At 60.3% G+C, this 16,777-nt stretch carries 15 protein-coding genes and 1 pseudogene; 12 read left to right on the top strand and 4 right to left on the bottom strand.

From position 1 onward, the window contains the following. The first annotated feature begins 2 nt into the window (after nt 1-2). The 9 genes from CAG00_RS06365 to CAG00_RS06325 all read left to right on the top strand — a co-directional run bounded on the left by CAG00_RS06365 (nt 3) and on the right by CAG00_RS06325 (nt 10,366). The gene (locus CAG00_RS06365) at nt 3-2,453 is read left to right on the top strand and encodes an RND family transporter (RefSeq protein ID WP_085663820.1); all 2,451 of its coding nucleotides are present in this window, start codon (nt 3-5) and stop codon (nt 2,451-2,453) included. 128 nt (nt 2,454-2,581) lie between these two features. After that, a complete protein-coding gene (locus CAG00_RS06360) occupies nt 2,582-3,778 on the top strand; it encodes an MFS transporter (protein ID WP_085663819.1) in 1,197 nt (398 codons plus the stop codon). A gap of 17 nt (nt 3,779-3,795) precedes the next feature. Further along, the gene (locus tag CAG00_RS06355) at nt 3,796-4,386 is read left to right on the top strand and encodes a malonic semialdehyde reductase (protein ID WP_085663818.1); all 591 of its coding nucleotides are present in this window, start codon (nt 3,796-3,798) and stop codon (nt 4,384-4,386) included. Between the two features lie 23 nt (nt 4,387-4,409). Further along, nucleotides 4,410-4,982, top strand: coding sequence for a cupin domain-containing protein (locus CAG00_RS06350; protein WP_085663817.1), 573 nt, complete (start codon nt 4,410-4,412; stop codon nt 4,980-4,982). Further along, nucleotides 4,979-5,971, top strand: coding sequence for a fumarylacetoacetate hydrolase family protein (locus CAG00_RS06345; protein WP_085663816.1), 993 nt, complete (start codon nt 4,979-4,981; stop codon nt 5,969-5,971). The genes CAG00_RS06350 and CAG00_RS06345 overlap by 4 nt, the downstream gene beginning before the upstream one ends. Next, on the top strand, nt 5,962-6,954 hold the full coding sequence (locus CAG00_RS06340; protein WP_085663815.1) for an NAD-dependent epimerase/dehydratase family protein: 993 nt from the start codon (nt 5,962-5,964) through the stop codon (nt 6,952-6,954). Before CAG00_RS06345 ends, CAG00_RS06340 begins: the two co-directional genes overlap by 10 nt. Further along, a complete protein-coding gene (locus CAG00_RS06335) occupies nt 6,951-7,736 on the top strand; it encodes a cyclase family protein (RefSeq protein WP_085663814.1) in 786 nt (261 codons plus the stop codon). The genes CAG00_RS06340 and CAG00_RS06335 overlap by 4 nt, the downstream gene beginning before the upstream one ends. 12 nt (nt 7,737-7,748) lie before the next feature. Continuing rightward, a complete protein-coding gene (locus tag CAG00_RS06330; RefSeq protein ID WP_085663813.1) occupies nt 7,749-9,386 on the top strand; it encodes an arylsulfatase in 1,638 nt (545 codons plus the stop codon). Further along, nucleotides 9,383-10,366 (top strand): formylglycine-generating enzyme family protein, encoded by a 984-nt coding sequence (locus CAG00_RS06325; RefSeq protein WP_085663812.1) that lies wholly within the window; start codon nt 9,383-9,385, stop codon nt 10,364-10,366. The genes CAG00_RS06330 and CAG00_RS06325 overlap by 4 nt, the downstream gene beginning before the upstream one ends. 99 nt (nt 10,367-10,465) lie before the next feature. Here CAG00_RS06325 and grxC read toward each other — a convergent pair whose 3' ends face one another. Beyond that, the gene (gene grxC, locus CAG00_RS06320) at nt 10,466-10,720 is read right to left on the bottom strand and encodes a glutaredoxin 3 (protein ID WP_085663811.1); all 255 of its coding nucleotides are present in this window, start codon (nt 10,718-10,720) and stop codon (nt 10,466-10,468) included. Nucleotides 10,721-10,731: 11 nt separating this feature from the next. After that, nucleotides 10,732-11,250 carry a carboxymuconolactone decarboxylase family protein gene (locus CAG00_RS06315; RefSeq protein ID WP_085663810.1) on the bottom strand — a complete coding sequence of 173 codons (519 nt, stop codon included), beginning with the start codon at nt 11,248-11,250 and terminating at the stop codon, nt 10,732-10,734. A gap of 129 nt (nt 11,251-11,379) precedes the next feature. Between CAG00_RS06315 and CAG00_RS06310 the strand changes: the two genes are divergently transcribed. Next, nucleotides 11,380-12,204, top strand: coding sequence for an AraC family transcriptional regulator (locus CAG00_RS06310; RefSeq protein ID WP_085663809.1), 825 nt, complete (start codon nt 11,380-11,382; stop codon nt 12,202-12,204). A gap of 60 nt (nt 12,205-12,264) precedes the next feature. Here CAG00_RS06310 and CAG00_RS06305 read toward each other — a convergent pair. Continuing rightward, a pseudogene (locus tag CAG00_RS06305) lies at nt 12,265-13,142 on the bottom strand (LysR family transcriptional regulator). 107 nt (nt 13,143-13,249) lie between these two features. Between CAG00_RS06305 and CAG00_RS06300 the strand changes: the two are divergent. Together CAG00_RS06300 and CAG00_RS06295 are read left to right on the top strand one after the other, a co-directional pair. Further along, nucleotides 13,250-14,251 carry a zinc-dependent alcohol dehydrogenase family protein gene (locus tag CAG00_RS06300; protein ID WP_085663808.1) on the top strand — a complete coding sequence of 334 codons (1,002 nt, stop codon included), beginning with the start codon at nt 13,250-13,252 and terminating at the stop codon, nt 14,249-14,251. Nucleotides 14,252-14,408: 157 nt separating this feature from the next. Then, nucleotides 14,409-15,839 carry an IS1182 family transposase gene (locus tag CAG00_RS06295; RefSeq protein WP_085663918.1) on the top strand — a complete coding sequence of 477 codons (1,431 nt, stop codon included), beginning with the start codon at nt 14,409-14,411 and terminating at the stop codon, nt 15,837-15,839. Nucleotides 15,840-16,029: 190 nt separating this feature from the next. On the opposite strand, the gene CAG00_RS06290 is transcribed toward CAG00_RS06295, so the two are convergent. Beyond that, complete coding sequence (locus tag CAG00_RS06290; protein ID WP_085663807.1) at nt 16,030-16,758, bottom strand: TIGR03747 family integrating conjugative element membrane protein; 729 nt, start codon at nt 16,756-16,758, stop codon at nt 16,030-16,032. Between the last annotated feature and the right edge of the window lie 19 nt (nt 16,759-16,777).

The raw sequence follows: 16,777 nt of genomic DNA, 5'->3' as shown, positions 1-16,777 counted from the left end.
TCATGACTTTCAATACGTCTGCCAGCCAGCAAGCCTTCGACCCGCGTTCCGGTTCGTTGATTGAGCGAGCCTTGTTCAATCACCGGCACTGGGTGCTGCTGGTCTGCCTGGTGAGCACGCTGCTGCTGGGCTGGCAATCGAGCCGCCTTGAGCTCAACGCTAGCTTCGAAAAAATGATTCCCACCGGGCACCCCTACATCGTCAACTATCTGGAGAACCAGAAGGAGTTGTCTGGTCTCGGCAACGCGCTGCGTATTGCTGTCGTCAATAAAAAAGGCGATATCTACGACGCCGACTACATGAAGACCCTGCAGGCGCTGAGCGATCAGATCTACCTGCTTCCCGGCGTTGACCGTGCGTTCATGAAGTCGTTGTGGACTCCCGCCACACGCTGGGTATCGGTGACCGAGGAGGGCCTGGACGGGGGGCCGGTGATTCCTGACCAATACGACGGCGGCCCTGACTCGCTGGCAGAACTGCGACGCAACGTGCAACTGTCCAACGAGATTGGCCAGTTGGTATCGTTCGATCAGCGCTCCAGCATTATCTACGTCCCTCTGTTGGCGACCACTGCCGACGGTCAGCCGCTGAACTATGCGCAACTATCCGCCCAAATCGAGGAACTGCGCAGCCGCTTTCAGAGCGACAGCACTGCTATTCACGTGACCGGGTTCGCCAAGAAGGTCGGCGACTTGATTGCCGGTCTGGAGCAAATTCTGCTGTTCTTCGCCGCCGCGATCCTGATCACCACGGTTGTGCTCTACAGCTATACCCGCTGCTTACGAAGCACACTGCTGGTGGTCATCTGCTCACTGGTGGCGGTGGTCTGGCAGCTTGGCCTGCTGCCCTTGCTGGGGTATGAGCTGGATCCGTACTCGGTGTTGGTGCCGTTCCTGGTGTTCGCGATTGGAATGAGCCATGGTGCGCAGAAGATGAACGGCATCATGCAGGACATCGGGCGGGGCATGCATCGCTTGGTGGCGGCACGTTTCACGTTCCGACGACTGTTCCTGGCCGGTCTTACTGCGCTGCTGTGCGATGCCGTGGGCTTCGCTGTGCTGATGATCATCAAGATCCAGGTGATTCAGGATCTCGCCATCATCGCCAGCTTGGGCGTCGCAGTGCTGATCTTCACCAACCTGATCCTCTTGCCGGTGCTGCTCTCCTATGTTGGGGTGAGCCCGAAGGCCGCGCAACTCAGCCTCAAGAGCGAGCGAGCCGAGCAGTGTGGCCAGGCACGGCACGCCTTCTGGCGCTTTCTCGATCTGTTCACCCGCCGTCCTTGGGCCGGCGTGTGCGTGGCAGTGAGCCTTGCATTGGCGGTGCTGGGCTTCATGGTCAGCCTGCACCTGAGCGTTGGCGATCTGGACCCAGGTGCCCCGGAACTGCGAGCCGATTCGCGCTATAACCAGGACGATGCTTTTCTCACCCGGCACTACGGCGCCAGTAGCGACTTGTTCGCGGTGATGGTCCATACACCGGCGGGCGCCTGTGCGCGGTACGACATCCTGCGCAAGGTCGACCAGTTGGACTGGCAGTTGCGCAGCCTGCAAGGCGTGGATTCGACCAATTCGCTGGCGTTGCTCAACCGTCGCATGCTGGTCGGCCTGTCCGAAGGCAGTCCGAAGTGGTACGAGCTGCAAAACAACCAGGCGACGCTGAACATGATCACCGCCAGCGCACCTCGAGGGCTTTACAACGAGGCGTGCAACCTGCTGACCCTGTATGTTTACCTCACCGACCACAAGGCCGAGACGCTGACTCGCCTGGTGGATCATGTCGAAGCCTTTGCTGCTGCCAACGACACTGAAGAAGTGCAGTTCATGCTCGCGGCTGGCAACGCGGGTATCGAAGCGGCCACCAATATTGTCGTGAAACAGGCCAACCGAGAGATGCTGTTCTGGGTCTACGGTGCGGTGATTCTGCTGTGCCTGATCACCTTCCGCTCCTGGCGCGCCACACTGTGCGCGGTGATCCCGCTGATGCTCACCTCGATCCTTTGCGAGGCGCTGATGGTCTGGCTAGGGATTGGTGTGAAGGTCGCCACGCTGCCGGTCATCGCCTTGGGCGTGGGCATCGGCGTGGACTACGCGCTGTATGTCATGAGCATCATGCTCGGCCATCTGCGCAAGGGGACAAGCCTTTCGCAGGCCTATTACCGTGCGCTGCTCTCTACCGGCAAGGTGGTCATGCTGACCGGCGTCACCCTGGCCATTGGTGTGGGTACATGGGCTTTCTCTCCGATCAAGTTCCAGGCCGACATGGGCATTCTTCTGGCGTTCATGTTCGTCTGGAACATGGTCGGTGCGCTGCTGTTGCTCCCGGCCCTGGCCTATTTCCTTCTTCCTGTCGGCAAGCGCAATGCCTGGTTGGTCGAGCATGCGGCCAATCATGAAGTACATGCCCAACCTGCAGATGCTGTCGCGCCTGCGCCGCGCGTAGCCCATGGCTGAACTCGACTTTCCAAAACAACAATAGGCATCGCCAATGAAACGACTGACCTTGCTGCTCAATAGCCTCCATGAGGGGCTCATCATTTACGGCGCCACGTTCTGGGGCATCCTGCCGCATGAGGTGAGCCATGAGCACTGATCGCCAAGCGGGGGGCGCGCAATCCGCGCTGCTGCTGTTCGGTAGCTGTCTGCCGGTATTGGGTGCGGTATTGATCGCTCCGATCCTGCCGCGTATGCAGGAGCATTTCGCCGACACGCCGAGCGTCGCGATTCTGACGCCCATCGCGTTGACCATTCCGGCGCTATTGATCGCATTGCTGGCGCCTTTTGCCGGAATGATTGCTGACCGTCTGGGGCGAAAACCCCTGCTGCTTGGTTCGCTCATGCTGTACACGCTTTGCGGTCTGTTGCCTTTGTGGCTGGAGTCGCTGCCGGCGATCGTCGCCAGCCGGGCCGGACTTGGCTTGGCGGAGGCCGGAATCATGACCTGCTGTACCGCACTGATGGGCGATTACTACCAGGGCTCACGACGTGAACGGCTGTTCGCGTTACAGATGGTCGCCACCTCGCTTTCGGCAGCGGTGTTCATCGCCTTGGGCGGGGCCTTGGGGCAGAACGATTGGCGCGTACCTTTCATGCTCTATGCCGTCGGATTGCTGCTACTGCCCGTTATGGCGCGGTGTCTCTGGGAGCCTAGCCACTTGGAACCACGCCCACATCATGCAGCGCCAGAGAGCTTTCCATGGAATGCGCTGTTGCCGCTTTACGCCTTGACCACCCTGGCCGGCATCAGCCTGTTCATCGTTCCGGTGCAGGCGGGCTATTTGCTCACCCTCCTGCATGTGGACTCGCCCCAGCAGATTGGCATGACCATGGGCGCGAACCAGCTTGGGGTGCTGATCGGCGCTCTGCTTTTCCGGCTGCTGACAGGGCTGCGCCGGCAGAACGTGTTGCTGCTGGCATTCGCCACCGCCGGGCTGGGTGGCTTGCTGATGGCGAAGGCGGGTAGCCATGGATGGGTAATCGTCGCCGTGCTGATCAATGGTCTAGGAGTTGGCCTGATGTTGCCGACCCTAATCACTTGGGTGATGAGCAAGGTTAGCTTTGCCCAGCGTGGCCGCGCGGCTGGTGGCTTTACCGCGGCGCTGTTCGCCGGTGAATTCATCAGCCCATTGGTGGTGGTTGCCTTCACAGGCGGCCAGCTTGCCGCCTTGCCGACGGTGCTGGCCTGGATCGCCATTGCGCAGTTCGCGCTGGCGCTGGTCTGCCTCGTTCTGCACCGCGTATTCCGCGCCTTGGCCGAACCGGCCCCCGCGCTTGCCTGATCTATTAGAGGTTGTCCATGACACATCTGCCGAATTCCGCGACGCTCGACAAACTGTTTTTGACGGCCCGCTCGCATAACCGATGGCAAGATCGCCCGGTGCCTACCGAGCTGCTACATCAGCTCTACCAGCTTGTGCGACAGGGCCCGACCAGTAACAACTGTTGCCCGGCGCGTTTTGTGTTCCTGTCCAGCCGTGAGGCCAGGCATAAGCTGCTGCCGGCGCTCAAGGGGCACAACGGTGAGAAGGTGCTGCAGGCACCTGTGACGGTCATCGTCGCCTGGGACAGTCGCTTCTTCGAGCACCTACCCGAGCTGTTTCCGATCTATGACGCCGCTGCTGTTTTTCGCGACGACCCCCAGGCGATCTTTGTCGCGGGCCTTCGAAACAGCAGCTTGCAGGGCGCCTACCTGATGCTTGCCGCCCGGGCACTGGGCCTGGATTGCGGGCCGATGTCCGGCTTCGATGCGGACCGGGTAGACGCCACCTTCTTCCCGGACGGACGCTGGCGCAGCAACTTCCTTTGCAGCCTGGGTTATGGCGATGCAGAGGGCTTGCGCCCGGCTGGGCCGCGACTGCCCTTCGAGCAAGTTTGTCAGGTGCTGTGAGTTCACGGCTTAGGAGTCTTCGTATGCAAACACTTCCTGCATTTCGGCGCATCGTCACAGGCCATGACGGCAACGGCCGCGCTGTAGTCGCCATGGCGGGTGAAACGCCCAATAACTTTCCGCTTAAGGCCGTGCCCGGCACGGTGTTCTACGAGGTATGGAGCAGCCACGACAGCCCAGTACCTTTGGACAATTCTGACGATCCCACGAATAAACCTTTGCAGCTCTGTCCCGCTGCATCAGGCAGTGTCATCCGGGTGGTCGACATTCCACCGGACAGCCTGCAGAACCAGGTTAGCGCCGAGGAGGCTGCCGCCGCGTTCGCCGAGATCGGTCAAGCGCAGGCCGGCACCGGCAAACCCGACTCCAAGCATAAGCTCATGCACCGCACCGAGACCTTGGACTACGGCATTGTCACCGAAGGCGAGGTCTGGCTGGTGCTCGACGGTGAGGATGTTCACCTCAAGCGCGGCGACATCGTGGTGCAGCGCGGTACCAATCATGCGTGGAGTAACCGTACCGAGCAGATGGCGCGCATGGTCTTCATCCTGCTCGATGGCCGCTATGCCGATGAATTAAGGGGGCTGGTCGAATGAAATTGGCAACGTTGAAAGACGGCACTCGTGATGGCCGTCTGCTGTTGGTCTCCCGCGATTTGACGCGCGCTGTGAGTGCCGCCGATCTCGCGCCGACTCTGCAGGCCGCTATCGACCATTGGTCGAGTGTGGAACACGCGCTGCAATGTCGCTATGACGCACTCAACCGCGGCGAAGCGCAGGACGCGTTCGACTTCGACCCTGGGCGAGTGATGGCACCGTTGCCGCGCGCCTGGCAATGGCTGGACGGGTCGTGCTTTCTCAGTCACAGCGAGCTGATGCAACGAGCGTTCAACCTCGATCCTATCGAGGGGGTAGCGCACACGCCGCTGATGTACCAAGGTGCTGGCGATGACTTCCTCGGTCCGCGTCAGGACATCTCTCTGCCCAGCGAGGCCCATGGTATCGACTTCGAGGGCGAGTTCGCCGTTCTGGTCGACGCGGTACCGATGGGTTGCACGGCCGAGCAGGCGCGCCAGCACATCAGACTGTTACTGCAGGTTAATGACGTCAGCCTGCGCGCACTGGCGCCGCGTGAGATGCGCACTGGCTTTGGCTTCGTCCAAGCCAAGTCGTCGTCCAGCTTTGCTCCGGTGGCGGTGACTCCCGACGAACTGGGTGCGAGCTGGTGCGATGCGCGCGTGCACCTACCGTTGCAGGTCGAGTGGAACGGTAAGTGGTTTGGGCATCCGCACGGCGGTGCCATGCACTTCGGCTTTGACCAGTTAATTGCCCATGCGGCGCTGACTCGCCGTCTGAGTGCCGGCACGCTAATCGGTTCCGGTACGGTCTCTAACCGTGACCGCAGCGTCGGCTCGGCCTGCATTTCCGAGCGTCGGGCCATCGAGATGATCGAGCAGGGTGCGCCACGCACGGGTTTCATGCGTTTCGGTGATCGCATCCGCATGGAGGCACGCTGTGCAGACGGCAGCCCATTGTTCGGCGCCTTGGACCAGCGCGTGGTGCAAGAGGCAACCCCATGCGAGTGATGATTACTGGTGCTAACGGGTTCGTCGGGCGCGAGCTCGTCCTGCGTTTGCTGGCAGATGGTGTGCTGCGTGGCCAGCCTGTGGAGGCTTTGCTGCTGCTGGATCGATCACTGGATGGCTTTCCCGAAGACAAGCGCATCCGCCGATACTGCGGCAGTGTGACCGATGCCGCCTTGATGCGCCGCGCGCTCGCTGACGGTATCGATGTCGTGTTTCACCTGGTCAGCGTGCCGGGCGGCGCTGCCGAGGCAAATTACGAGCTGGGCTATGAAGTGAACCTGAAAGCCAGCCTGGAATTGCTGCATCAGTTGCGTAATGCAGTCCGCCCGCCACGCATGGTTTACGCCAGCAGCATCGCGGTGTACGGCAGCGATCTTGCGCTGCGCATGGACGAGGCGTCCATCTGCTTGCCGCAGTTGTCCTACGCCAGTCACAAACTCATCGTGGAAACCCAGCTCGTCGACCTGGCTCGACGTGGCGAGGTAGATGGGATCGCGTTGCGCTTGCCCGGTATCGTGGCCCGTCCGCGCCAGTCACGTGGGCTCAAGTCAGCCTTCATGAGCGACCTGTTGCAGGCCTTTGCGGCGGGAGAGCCCTACGTGTGCCCAGTGTCGGCGCAGGCCACTGCCTGGTGGATGTCGGTTCGTTGCTGTGTGGACAACTTGGTGCACGCCGCTGAGCTGCAAGGTGAACTAACAAATCGGGTAGTCCAGTTGCCAGTGCTACAGCTATCAATCGAGCAAGTGCTTGATGCGCTGTCAACCTGCTTCGGCGAGCAGCAACGCACTCTGCTCAGCTTCGCTCCGGAGCCTGAACTGGAGGCACTGTTTGGCTGTTATCCACCGCTGCGTACACCACAGGCCAAGGCCATGGGGTTCCACCACGACGGCTCCGTGGCCGCTCTGCTGCGCAACGCCCTCAATCTGCCCTCGACGCCTCGAGCGCGTCGTTTCGTCCCTACTCTTGCAGGAATTTCATCATGAACCAGAAGAAGCGTCGCCTGGTAGATCTGTCAGTCACACTCGACAACAACCCCTACACCGATCCGCCGCCCTTGCTGCCCAAGATCGATTACATGGACCACCAGCAGGGCTGGCCAGAGATGGCGGCGATGTTCCCTGGCTTACGCAAGGACCAAATGCCGGGCGATGAGTCCTGGGCCGCCGAGCGGCTGGACATTACCACTCACAGCGGCACGCACATGGATGCGCCTTGGCATTACGCGTCGACCACAGATGGCGGCCAGCCCGCATTCGGTATCGATGAGCTGCCGCTGGAGTGGTGCTTGCAGCCAGGCGTCAAACTGGACTTCCGTCATCTTTCCGATGGCCATGTGGTGAGCGCAGCCCAGGTGGAGGCGGAGCTGGCGCGCATCGGGCATGATCTTCAACCGTTGGACATCGTGCTGGTCAACACGCGTGCTGGCAGTCTATTTGGTCAGCCAGGCTACTTGGAAGCTGGTGTAGGCATGGGGCGCGAAGCCACCCTGTATCTGCTGGAGCGCGGGGTGCGTGTGGTCGGAACCGATGCCTGGAGCTGGGACGCTCCGTTTAAATACACGCGTCAGCGTTTCGAAGAAACGGGTGATGCTTCGCTGATCTGGGAGGGTCACAAGGCCGGGCGAGAGATCGGCTACGGGCAGATGGAAAAACTCGCCAACTTGCAGAGTTTGCCGGCCAACGGCTTCCAGGTTTCCTGTTTCCCTTACAAGATCAGGCATGCCTCGGCGGGCTTCGTGCGCGCTGTGGCTATCTTTGAAGAATAAAAAGGAGTTTCTGTGCGCCTTTCTGCCTTGCTTACCGTCGCGATTTGCCTGGCAAGTGCCAGCGTCGTGGCCGCCGAACGTCCCAATATTCTGCTGATCGTCGCAGACGATCTCGGTTACTCCGATCTGGGGGCATTTGGTGGCGAGATCAAAACGCCTAATCTTGATCGGCTGGCCGCCAATGGCCTGCAACTGACCAGCATGTATGCGGCGCCGACCTGCTCCCCGACCCGAGCCATGCTGATGTCCGGAACGGACAACCATTTAGCAGGTCTGGGCACCATGGCCGAGGCTATCCAGCCGTTCCAGCGAGGCAAGCCGGGCTACGAGGGCTACCTCAACCAACAGGCACACTCCATCGCCGAGCTGCTGCGTGATGGTGGTTACCGCACCAGCATGGTGGGCAAATGGCACTTGGGCCTGCAGCCCGAACAAGGGCCAGATCGACGTGGCTTCGAGCAGTCGTTCACGTTGCTAGAGGGCGGTGGCGTGCACTTTAAACCCACCCCTGGATCCACAGCGAAGATTGAGCAGATTACCTACCGCGAGAACGGCCAGCCGGTGGAACTGCCGGAGGATTTCTATTCCACCGATTTCTATACCGATAAGCTGATCGACTACCTCAAGACTGGTGAGGGCAGCGACAAGCCATTCTTTGCTTATGCCGCCTATACCTCACCGCATTGGCCCCTGCAGGCGCCTGAGGCCTACCTCGACAAATACCGTGGTCGCTATGACGGCGGCTACGACGAAGTGCGGATGGCGCGTGTAGAGCGGATGAAAGAGAAGGGATTGTTGCCTGCTGATTTCCAGGCAGCGGCGCCTCTGCCAGTGACCCCGCTATTACCTGGTTGGCAACAGCTGAGTACGCAGCAGCGGCAGGTCGAGGTACGCAAGATGGAGATCTACGCTGCCATGGTGGACAACCTTGATCACAACATCGGACGGTTGCTCGACTACCTGCGTAAGAGCGGACAGCTTGACAATACCTTGATCGTCTTCATGTCTGACAACGGCGCCGCTGGGGAGCGCCATGAGCTGTTCTATCCGGCCGGCACAGATACCGACAATAGCCTGGAAAACCTGGGGCGGCGCGGTTCGCAGATCGACTATGGTCTACGTTGGGCCGAGGTCAGCGCTGCACCGATGCGCTTGTTCAAGGGCACCACCGCCGAGGGCGGCATCAGCGTTCCGGCCATCGTCCAGCTTCCCGCCAGCCTGCGGCGTCAAGGTCTGGAGCGCAGCATGGCACGCGTCGATGATCTAGCGCCGACCTTCCTCGCCCTGGCGTCGTTGCCTGATCCAGGCGATACCTATAGAGGCCAGGCCAAGCATCCCATCACGGGTCGCTCGATGCTGCCGATGCTACAGGGCAAAGCACGTGATGACGGAGTCATGGCGGGCGAATTGTTCGGCAGCCGCTACTACCGCGAAGGTAACTTGAAGTTGTTGGGCCTGGTCCCGTGGGCGAAGCCGGGGGAGGCGCCGCAGCCTCTACGTTGGCAACTTTTCGATCTCTCCCGCGATCGTGGCGAGCAACACGACTTGTCGGATAGCCAGCCGCAGACCATGGAACGTCTCAAGCTGGCCTGGCAAGTCTATGCACGCCAGGTAGGCGTGGTCGCGCCACCGCAAGCCGGCAAGCCATGAAGCGCTGGTTGGTCAGCAGTTTTATCCTGGCTGGCGTTTTATTGGCGGTTGCCGTCTTATGGCCACGTCCCGTGCCGGCGCTGGGTAGTCGCAGCTCGTGCGAGGCTTATGACGGCTTGCCCAACAGCTGGGGAAGCGATCCACTGGCCGGCATGGTCCGTATTAGCGGGGGGCGTTTCACGCCCGGCACCGAAGCGGGGTACACGGATGAACGCCCCTTGGGAGCGGTGGATGTGGGAGACTTCTGGATTGATCGGAGCGAGGTGACCCGCGCACAGTTCGGTGCCTTCGTGGCCGCTACTGGCTATGTCACCGAGGCCGAGCGAGCGGGCGTTGCCGCCGTGTTCAGGCCGTCACAGGAGGGGACTGAAGATACCAGCCCACTTAACTGGTGGAAGCTGGTCAAAGGGGCTGACTGGCGCCATCCCGATGGTCCCGATGCTCCATCTGCCGCCCTCGATGGGCGGCCCGTCACCTTGGTGACACTGGCTGACGCCCAGGCCTATGCAGACTGGCGCGGCAATCAGTTGCCCAGTGAGGCTGAATGGGAGTATGCCGCGCGTGCAGGTTCCCCCTCGCAACCGTTGGGCGAGCTACCGTTAGATGCCCACGGTAAGCCGGCTGCCAACTATTGGCAGGGCATATTTCCGCTGATGGATATTGGCGAAGACGGTTACACCGGTCTGGCCCCGGTCGGTTGTTTCGCCCCCAACGCCTTTGGTCTGTTCGACATGATTGGCAATGTTTGGGAGTGGACCACCGACACGCAGTGGGGGCCTTTGATGGGGCATGCCAATGGCGATCCCGGCCAGTTGCGTGCAATCACAGGTCGATCAGCCTCCAGGATCATCAAAGGTGGTTCTTATCTGTGCGCGGACAACTACTGTGCACGCTATCGCACGGCGGCACGGGAACGCCAGGAAGCTGATTTAGCGACCTCGCATGTAGGTTTTCGCACCATTCGCCATATCTATCCCTGATACACAACCGACGTGAGCGAAAACGATGTGTGTTCGTCGATAACGAAGCTGGCAGCGACAGTTTTAGTATCAGATCCACTATTGGGTCACGGTATGAGATCAGGCGTGAAGCAGCGCATCGAGCCTGCCCTGGTGGTCAAGGCAGGCCAGGTCGTCAAAACCGCCGACATGCACATCCCCTACGAATATCTGCGGTACGCTACGGCGCCGGGCTCGCTGCAGCATTTCCGCGAGGTGTTGCGGCGACTCTTCAATATTGATTTCGAGAGGATTAATCCCCTTGTTCGACAGCAGTCGCTTGGCACTTACGCAGTAAGGGCAGTGATGGGTGGTATAGATAGTCACTTGGCTCATGGCGGTTTACCTCAGTGTGCCGACGGCGGGAAGTCGATATCGGTCGTAGCGATGTTGTTCAGGTAGTTGGTCAGGGTCAGCAGTGCGACTTGCGCCACCACCTCCACGATCTTGCTATCGTCAAGGCCGGCCTCGCGCGCTGCAGCGACCTGCTCGTCACTCAATTGGCCGCGGCTTGCGGTGATCTGCTGTGCCAGCGCTGCGACCGCGCTGAGGGTGCCGCTACGGGCTTGGCTGATGGCTTCATCGCTCAAGCCCGCCTTGGCGCCAAAGAAGGTGTGTGCGGCCAGGCAGTAATCGCAACCGTTGATTTCCGAGGTCGCCAGGGCCACAACCTCGCGTTCGGCGGCGCTCAGTGAGCTTTTACCCAGGGCCTGTGCGAGGCCCAGGTAACCGTTGAGTGCGGCCGGGGAGTGGGCCAGGGTCCTGAATGCATTGGGAATGAAGCCGAGACCTTTTTGAATGCCTTCGAGGGCAGCGCGCGCGCCAGCAGGGGCTTGCTCCAGCGAGAGAGCGGCAATACGAGTCATGGTAGTTCTCCAGTAGGTTGATTAACCGGCTTGTCGATCAAGCTTGGCGTCCATACTAGGAGGGCTACCTTTCCTTTCGAGTTCGGATCGTCGAACATATGCAACAGATCGTCTAAATCTGAGCGAGCTATGGACCGACTATCGACGCTGCTCCAGCATTTCAACTTGCACGCTTCCACCTTTCACCAGGGTGGGCTTTGCGGAACAACCAGCCTTTATGGGCAGCACAGCGTCGGCCACGCCCATCTGCTGCGTTCGGGGCGCCTGGCCTTGAGGGGCAAGCGCGGCCAGCTGATTGAATTGACTGAACCCAGCCTGATTCTGGCCGTACGCCCGCAGGAGCATCAGTTGTCGGCGAGCGAAGCCGATGAAGCCGAGTTGGTGTGTGCCACCTTGCAATTCGATGGCGGTGCCAACAATCCGCTGACCCTGGCGTTGCCGGACTTCATCATCAAGCCGCTGCGCGAGTTGCAGGGCCTTGAAAGCACCCTCGACTGGCTGTTCGAAGAGGCCTTCGGCGACGAGTGCGGGCGGGATGTGATCCTCAATCGCCTGTTCGAGCTGATGATGATTCAGCTGCTTCGTCATCTGCTTGCCAGCCGCAGCATCGCCTCGGGGATGATGGCCGGGCTGGCCAACGCCCAGCTGTCCCGTGCGCTGGTTGCTATCCACAACGAGCCCCAGCAAAACTGGTCCGTGGCGGAGTTGGCGGATCGTGCCGGTATGTCACGCGCGAGCTTTGCTGCGCACTTTCGCGAGACCGTGGGCGCCACCCCTGCGGATTACCTGGCCAACTGGCGAATCAGCCTGACGCAGAAGCGTCTGCGCGAAGGCCGCCCCATAGCCCTGATCGCCGATGAGGTGGGCTACGAAAGTCCGTCTGCGCTGGCCCGCACCTTTCGTCGCAAGGTGGGCGCAAGCCCGAGGGAATGGCTGCAGCAGAACACGGCATGATACCTGACAGGTCTGCCCGTCACGCCAATGCGCGCGGACCTGCGCCCCGCTTGGGAGCAGCTACAAATGCTCCCGGAGAAAATCGACGAACGCCATCGTCCGAGCCGAGCGTCGTCGCTCGCGACTGAACACGGCGCTGACTGGCAGCGCGGTGGTCTGATAATCGTCGAGCACGCTGCGCACGTTGCCCTGCTGGACGTCTGCTGCGAACAGCCATTCCGGAGAGAGGGAAACGCCCAGGCCGGCCAGGACCATCTCACGTATGGCTTCGCTGCTGTTGCTGGTGACGTTGCCCTTGATGGTGACATCGAGCCCTTGCGCACCGTGGGTGAAGTGCCAGCGATCGTAATGCTCTAGCAGGGTGAAGGCGATGCAGTTGTGGTTTGCCAGGTCGGCGGGCTTGCCTGGCAGGCCGTGGCGATCCAGATAGGTGGGCGCGGCATAGACCCGCCGCGTGCTGGAGCCCAGAGAAACGGCCACCAGCCCCTCGCTCTTCACTACCCCGATGCGGATCGCCAGGTCGATGTTTTCCTTGAGCAGATCCTCGTTGTGATCGCTCAGGCGCAAGTCGATCCGCACATCGGGATGGCGCTGCAGAAAGGCCCCAAGCAGCGGCGCTATGCACAACCTTCCGTAGGTGACCGGTGCGGCGATTCGCAGGGGACCGGCAATTTGCTCCTGGCCGCTGGCGAAGCTGCGGGTGGCGCTGTCGAGCTGGCCGAGAATGTCCTGGCAGTGCCTGTAAAAGCCTTGCCCCTGGTCGGTCAAGGCCAAAAGCCGGGTGCTGCGGGTGAACACGGCCCCACCCAGATACTGCTCCAGCGCACGGATCTGCTTGCTCACCGCAGGCTGCCCGATGTTCAGTTCGCGCCGACCGCCGAGAACGAGCCACGCTCCACGACGCGCACGAAGATGCGCATGCTGTCGAACAGATCCATCGACATTAGGCCTCTTTAAGGAATGAGTGATATGCAAATTTTGTTTCTTATCAGAATGGATAAGACGGAGCAATATGTAAGCGTCCACTCATTCAGAGGTGCCCGTCATGAATCAGACCATGCTTGCCGCTATCGCCGAATCCGCCCAGTCCCCGCTGGCCGTCCGCCACATGGCTCGCCCTGTTCCCGGTAAGGGGCAGGTCTTGGTCAAGGTTCACGCCGCGGGGGTCAACCCACTCGATACCAAGATCGCCACTGGCGCGGGAACACACGCCCGCCAGGCACTGCCGGCGGTGCTCGGTCTGGACCTGGCCGGCACGGTCGTCGAGTTGGGCGAGGCGGTCGAGGGCTTCACGCCCGGCCAGGAGGTCTTCGGCATGGCCGGCGGGATTGGCGGAGCGCAAGGCACCATGGCCGAGTACATCGCCGTGGATGCCCGATTGATCGCGGCAAAGCCACATGTGCTCAACATGCGTGAGGCCGCCGCTTTGCCTTTGGTCTTCATCACCGCCTGGGAAGGCTTGGTGGATCGCGCCAATGTCCATGCCGGCCAGCGGGTGCTGATCCATGGCGGTGCGGGAGGGGTCGGCCAAGTCGCGGTGCAACTGGCCAAGGCGCGCGCTGCCGAAGTCTACGCCACCGGTTCGGCGGCGAATCTCGACTTCATTCGCTCGCTGGGCGCCACGGCAATCGACTACCAGACGCAAAGCGTGGAGGCCTATGTCGAGCAGTACACGGCCGGCGAGGGGTTCGACATCGTTTATGACACCGTGGGTGGCAGCACGCTGGATGCGTCCTTCCAGGCCGTGAAGCCCTATACCGGACACGTACTGAGTTGCCTCGGCTGGGGCCAGCACAGCCTCGCGCCGCTATCGTTCAAAAGCGCCACCTATTCGGGCGTGTTCACCCTGACGCCGTTGCTCACCGGCACAGGGCGCGACCACCATGGGGACATCCTGCGCGAGGCGGCTTTGCTGGCCAATTCCGGGCAGCTGACCATTCGAGTCGATCAGCAGCACTTTGCGCTGACAGAGGTCAACGAGGCATTTCGCCAGGTCGCAGGAGGTCGCAGCAAGGGCAAAACGGTCATTCAATTGGTGAGTGAATAGGCCTTGGTGTTCTAGGGCTCCATCCGTACAAACAGCTAGGTGCGTCCGCTTCTGGCTCATAGCCGCCCTTCGCGAATGGCAGCTATGGGTCCAGGCTGTGTGAAAACGCCCACGGTTGTCTAACCTTCTGACCGTCGTGATCGTGGCGGGGGAAATCATGAAGCGGTTCATCGAAGGTGAGGCTCGGACGCAGGTCACATTGCTGCCGGAGTGCCTAGACGACTACATCAGCGATGAAAACCCAGTGCGAGTGGTCGATGTCTTCGTCGATGAACTCGACCTGGGCGCGCTCGGTTTCGCAGGCGTCGATTCGGCAGCAACTAGTCGCCCTGCCTACCATCCAGCGGTCCTGCTGAAGATCTACATCTACGGCTACCTAAACCGCATTCAGTCCAGCCGCCGGCTTGAGCGTGAAGCTGAACGCAATGTCGAGTTGATGTGGCTCACTGGGCGTCTGGCTCCAGATTTCAAAACCATTGCCGACTTTCGTAAGGACAACGGTAAAGCCATTCGTAGCGTCTGCCGTCAGTTCGTGATGCTCTGTCGTAACCTCAATCTTTTCTCTGAGTCGATCGTTGCCATCGACGGCAGTAAGTTCAAAGCAGTGAACAATCGCGACCGTAACTTCACCCAGGCCAAAGTGAAGGCTCGCATGCAGCAAATCGAGCAGAGCATTGAGCGCTATCTGACAGCGATGGATTCGGCAGACCGGGCAATGCCGGAGGTGGCCGTAGCCAAGGCCGAGCGACTGAAAGAGAAGATCGATACGCTGAAGCAACAGATGCAGAAGCTCAAAGACATCGAAGCGCAGCTACTCCAAAGCCCAGACAAACAAATCTCTCTCACAGATCCCGATGCCCGCTCGATGTCAGTTGGGGGCAGTGGGACCGTTGGCTATAACGTACAAACTGCCGTTGACGACCAGCACCATCTGATCGTCGCGCATGAAGTGACGAATGTCGGTCATGATCGCGGACAATTGAGCAACATAGCGAAGCAAGCGCGCGACCAAATCGGTGCTGAATCGCTGACGGTCGTTGCTGACAGGGGCTATTACACAGGTACGGAAATCGTTGCATGCGAGCAAGCTGGAATCTCGCCCTTCGTACCGAAGCCACTGACCTCTAGCAGCAAAGCCGAAGGTCGATTTGGCAAGCAAGATTTCCTGTACGTCTCGACATCAGATGAGTTTCGATGCCCTGCGGGGCAGGTCCTGACCAAGCGTTACTCAACATGGGAAGACAGGATGCTGATGCATGTTTATTGGTTCTCGGGCTGCCAGTCCTGCACGATGCACCAGCAATGTACGACGGGCAAAGAGCGGCGGTTGAAACGCTGGGAACATGAAGCGGTCCTCGACTCGATGCAGGTTCAACTGGAGCACGATCCTGGGAAAATGAAGGTGCGCCGCCAAACCGTTGAGCATCCGTTCGGAACGTTCAAGTACTGGATGGGGGCTACCCACTTCCTGACCAGGACCCTGCCACGAGTCAGTACTGAAATGAGCCTGCATGTGCTCGCTTACAACCTCAAGCGAATGATGAGTATCTTGGGAATCAAGGGGCTGCTGGAGGCGATCAAGGCGTGAACTGTCCTACTGAGGCGCCGGTATGCATGCCCAAAAGACCTCAAGAACGGCTCACATCGTCACATGCCCCCAGCACGGCGTTTTGAGCTAAACCGCGCAATTTCTTGCCAGTTTGGCAAGCCTCTCTAGATCCTCGCGCCCTTCAAAGCATTTCGCGTGTTTTCACACAGCCTGGGTCGATAGCGGACAGTCAAAGGTATTTTTTGAAGGTTGTAGCGGTGATTGCCACCATCCACCCAAGCAACGCAGCGCATGGCAATAGTACCCAATTGGGATTCACAGAGGTGGGAAGGGAGAGGTAGATCACCCAAGGGCTTACCATCAATGGCAACAATGTCCGCTTTGCTCGGTGGTAGATATAGCTGCTCTCGCGATCGGCGCTGAATTTGCGAAGGTCGCGGCGCATCAACCCATCGACAGCGCCGGTGATGACGGCGAGCAGGAATAGTGGTGTGGCTAGGGTGAGGACGGCGAGGCGCACGACGAAGGTGAATACGGTGAATAGGGCGGCCAATAAGTACTCCTGCAGCACGACATAGGCTTGAGCAAACTGGCTTTGCACCGACACTTCATGATTCAGGAGCTTCAAATGGGTGTCAGATTGCGCCCAGCCGGAGCGGACCACGACCCATTCGTTCAGGTGCTGAATGACTTTAGCGGTGGCTTGCGCAGGTTCCTCCACGAGCAGCGAGTTTTTGAAGTGATCGCTGAGCCATCCCAGCTCCCTCACCCACATGGCATGGCTGTGATGCCAGCCCTGCTCGGGCCAGAACCACAGCATGCCCACGAACTCCAGCAAGATGGAGAAGATCAGCGAAGCGAACAGCAATCCGAGGAGCCGCAGGCAAAGCTCAAGCGTGCCGAAGATCAGTCCCGGACGTTTTTGCGTAGGAGGTTGGCTGACTGGAGTGGTCGGCATAGGGGAACTCCGCAGTACT

This window comes from Pseudomonas sp. B5(2017), assembly GCF_002112825.1.
Classification (GTDB): domain Bacteria; phylum Pseudomonadota; class Gammaproteobacteria; order Pseudomonadales; family Pseudomonadaceae; genus Aquipseudomonas; species Aquipseudomonas putida_Z.
Note: the sequence above shows the minus strand (reverse complement) of the source record. Positions and strands in the feature narration are given on the sequence as shown.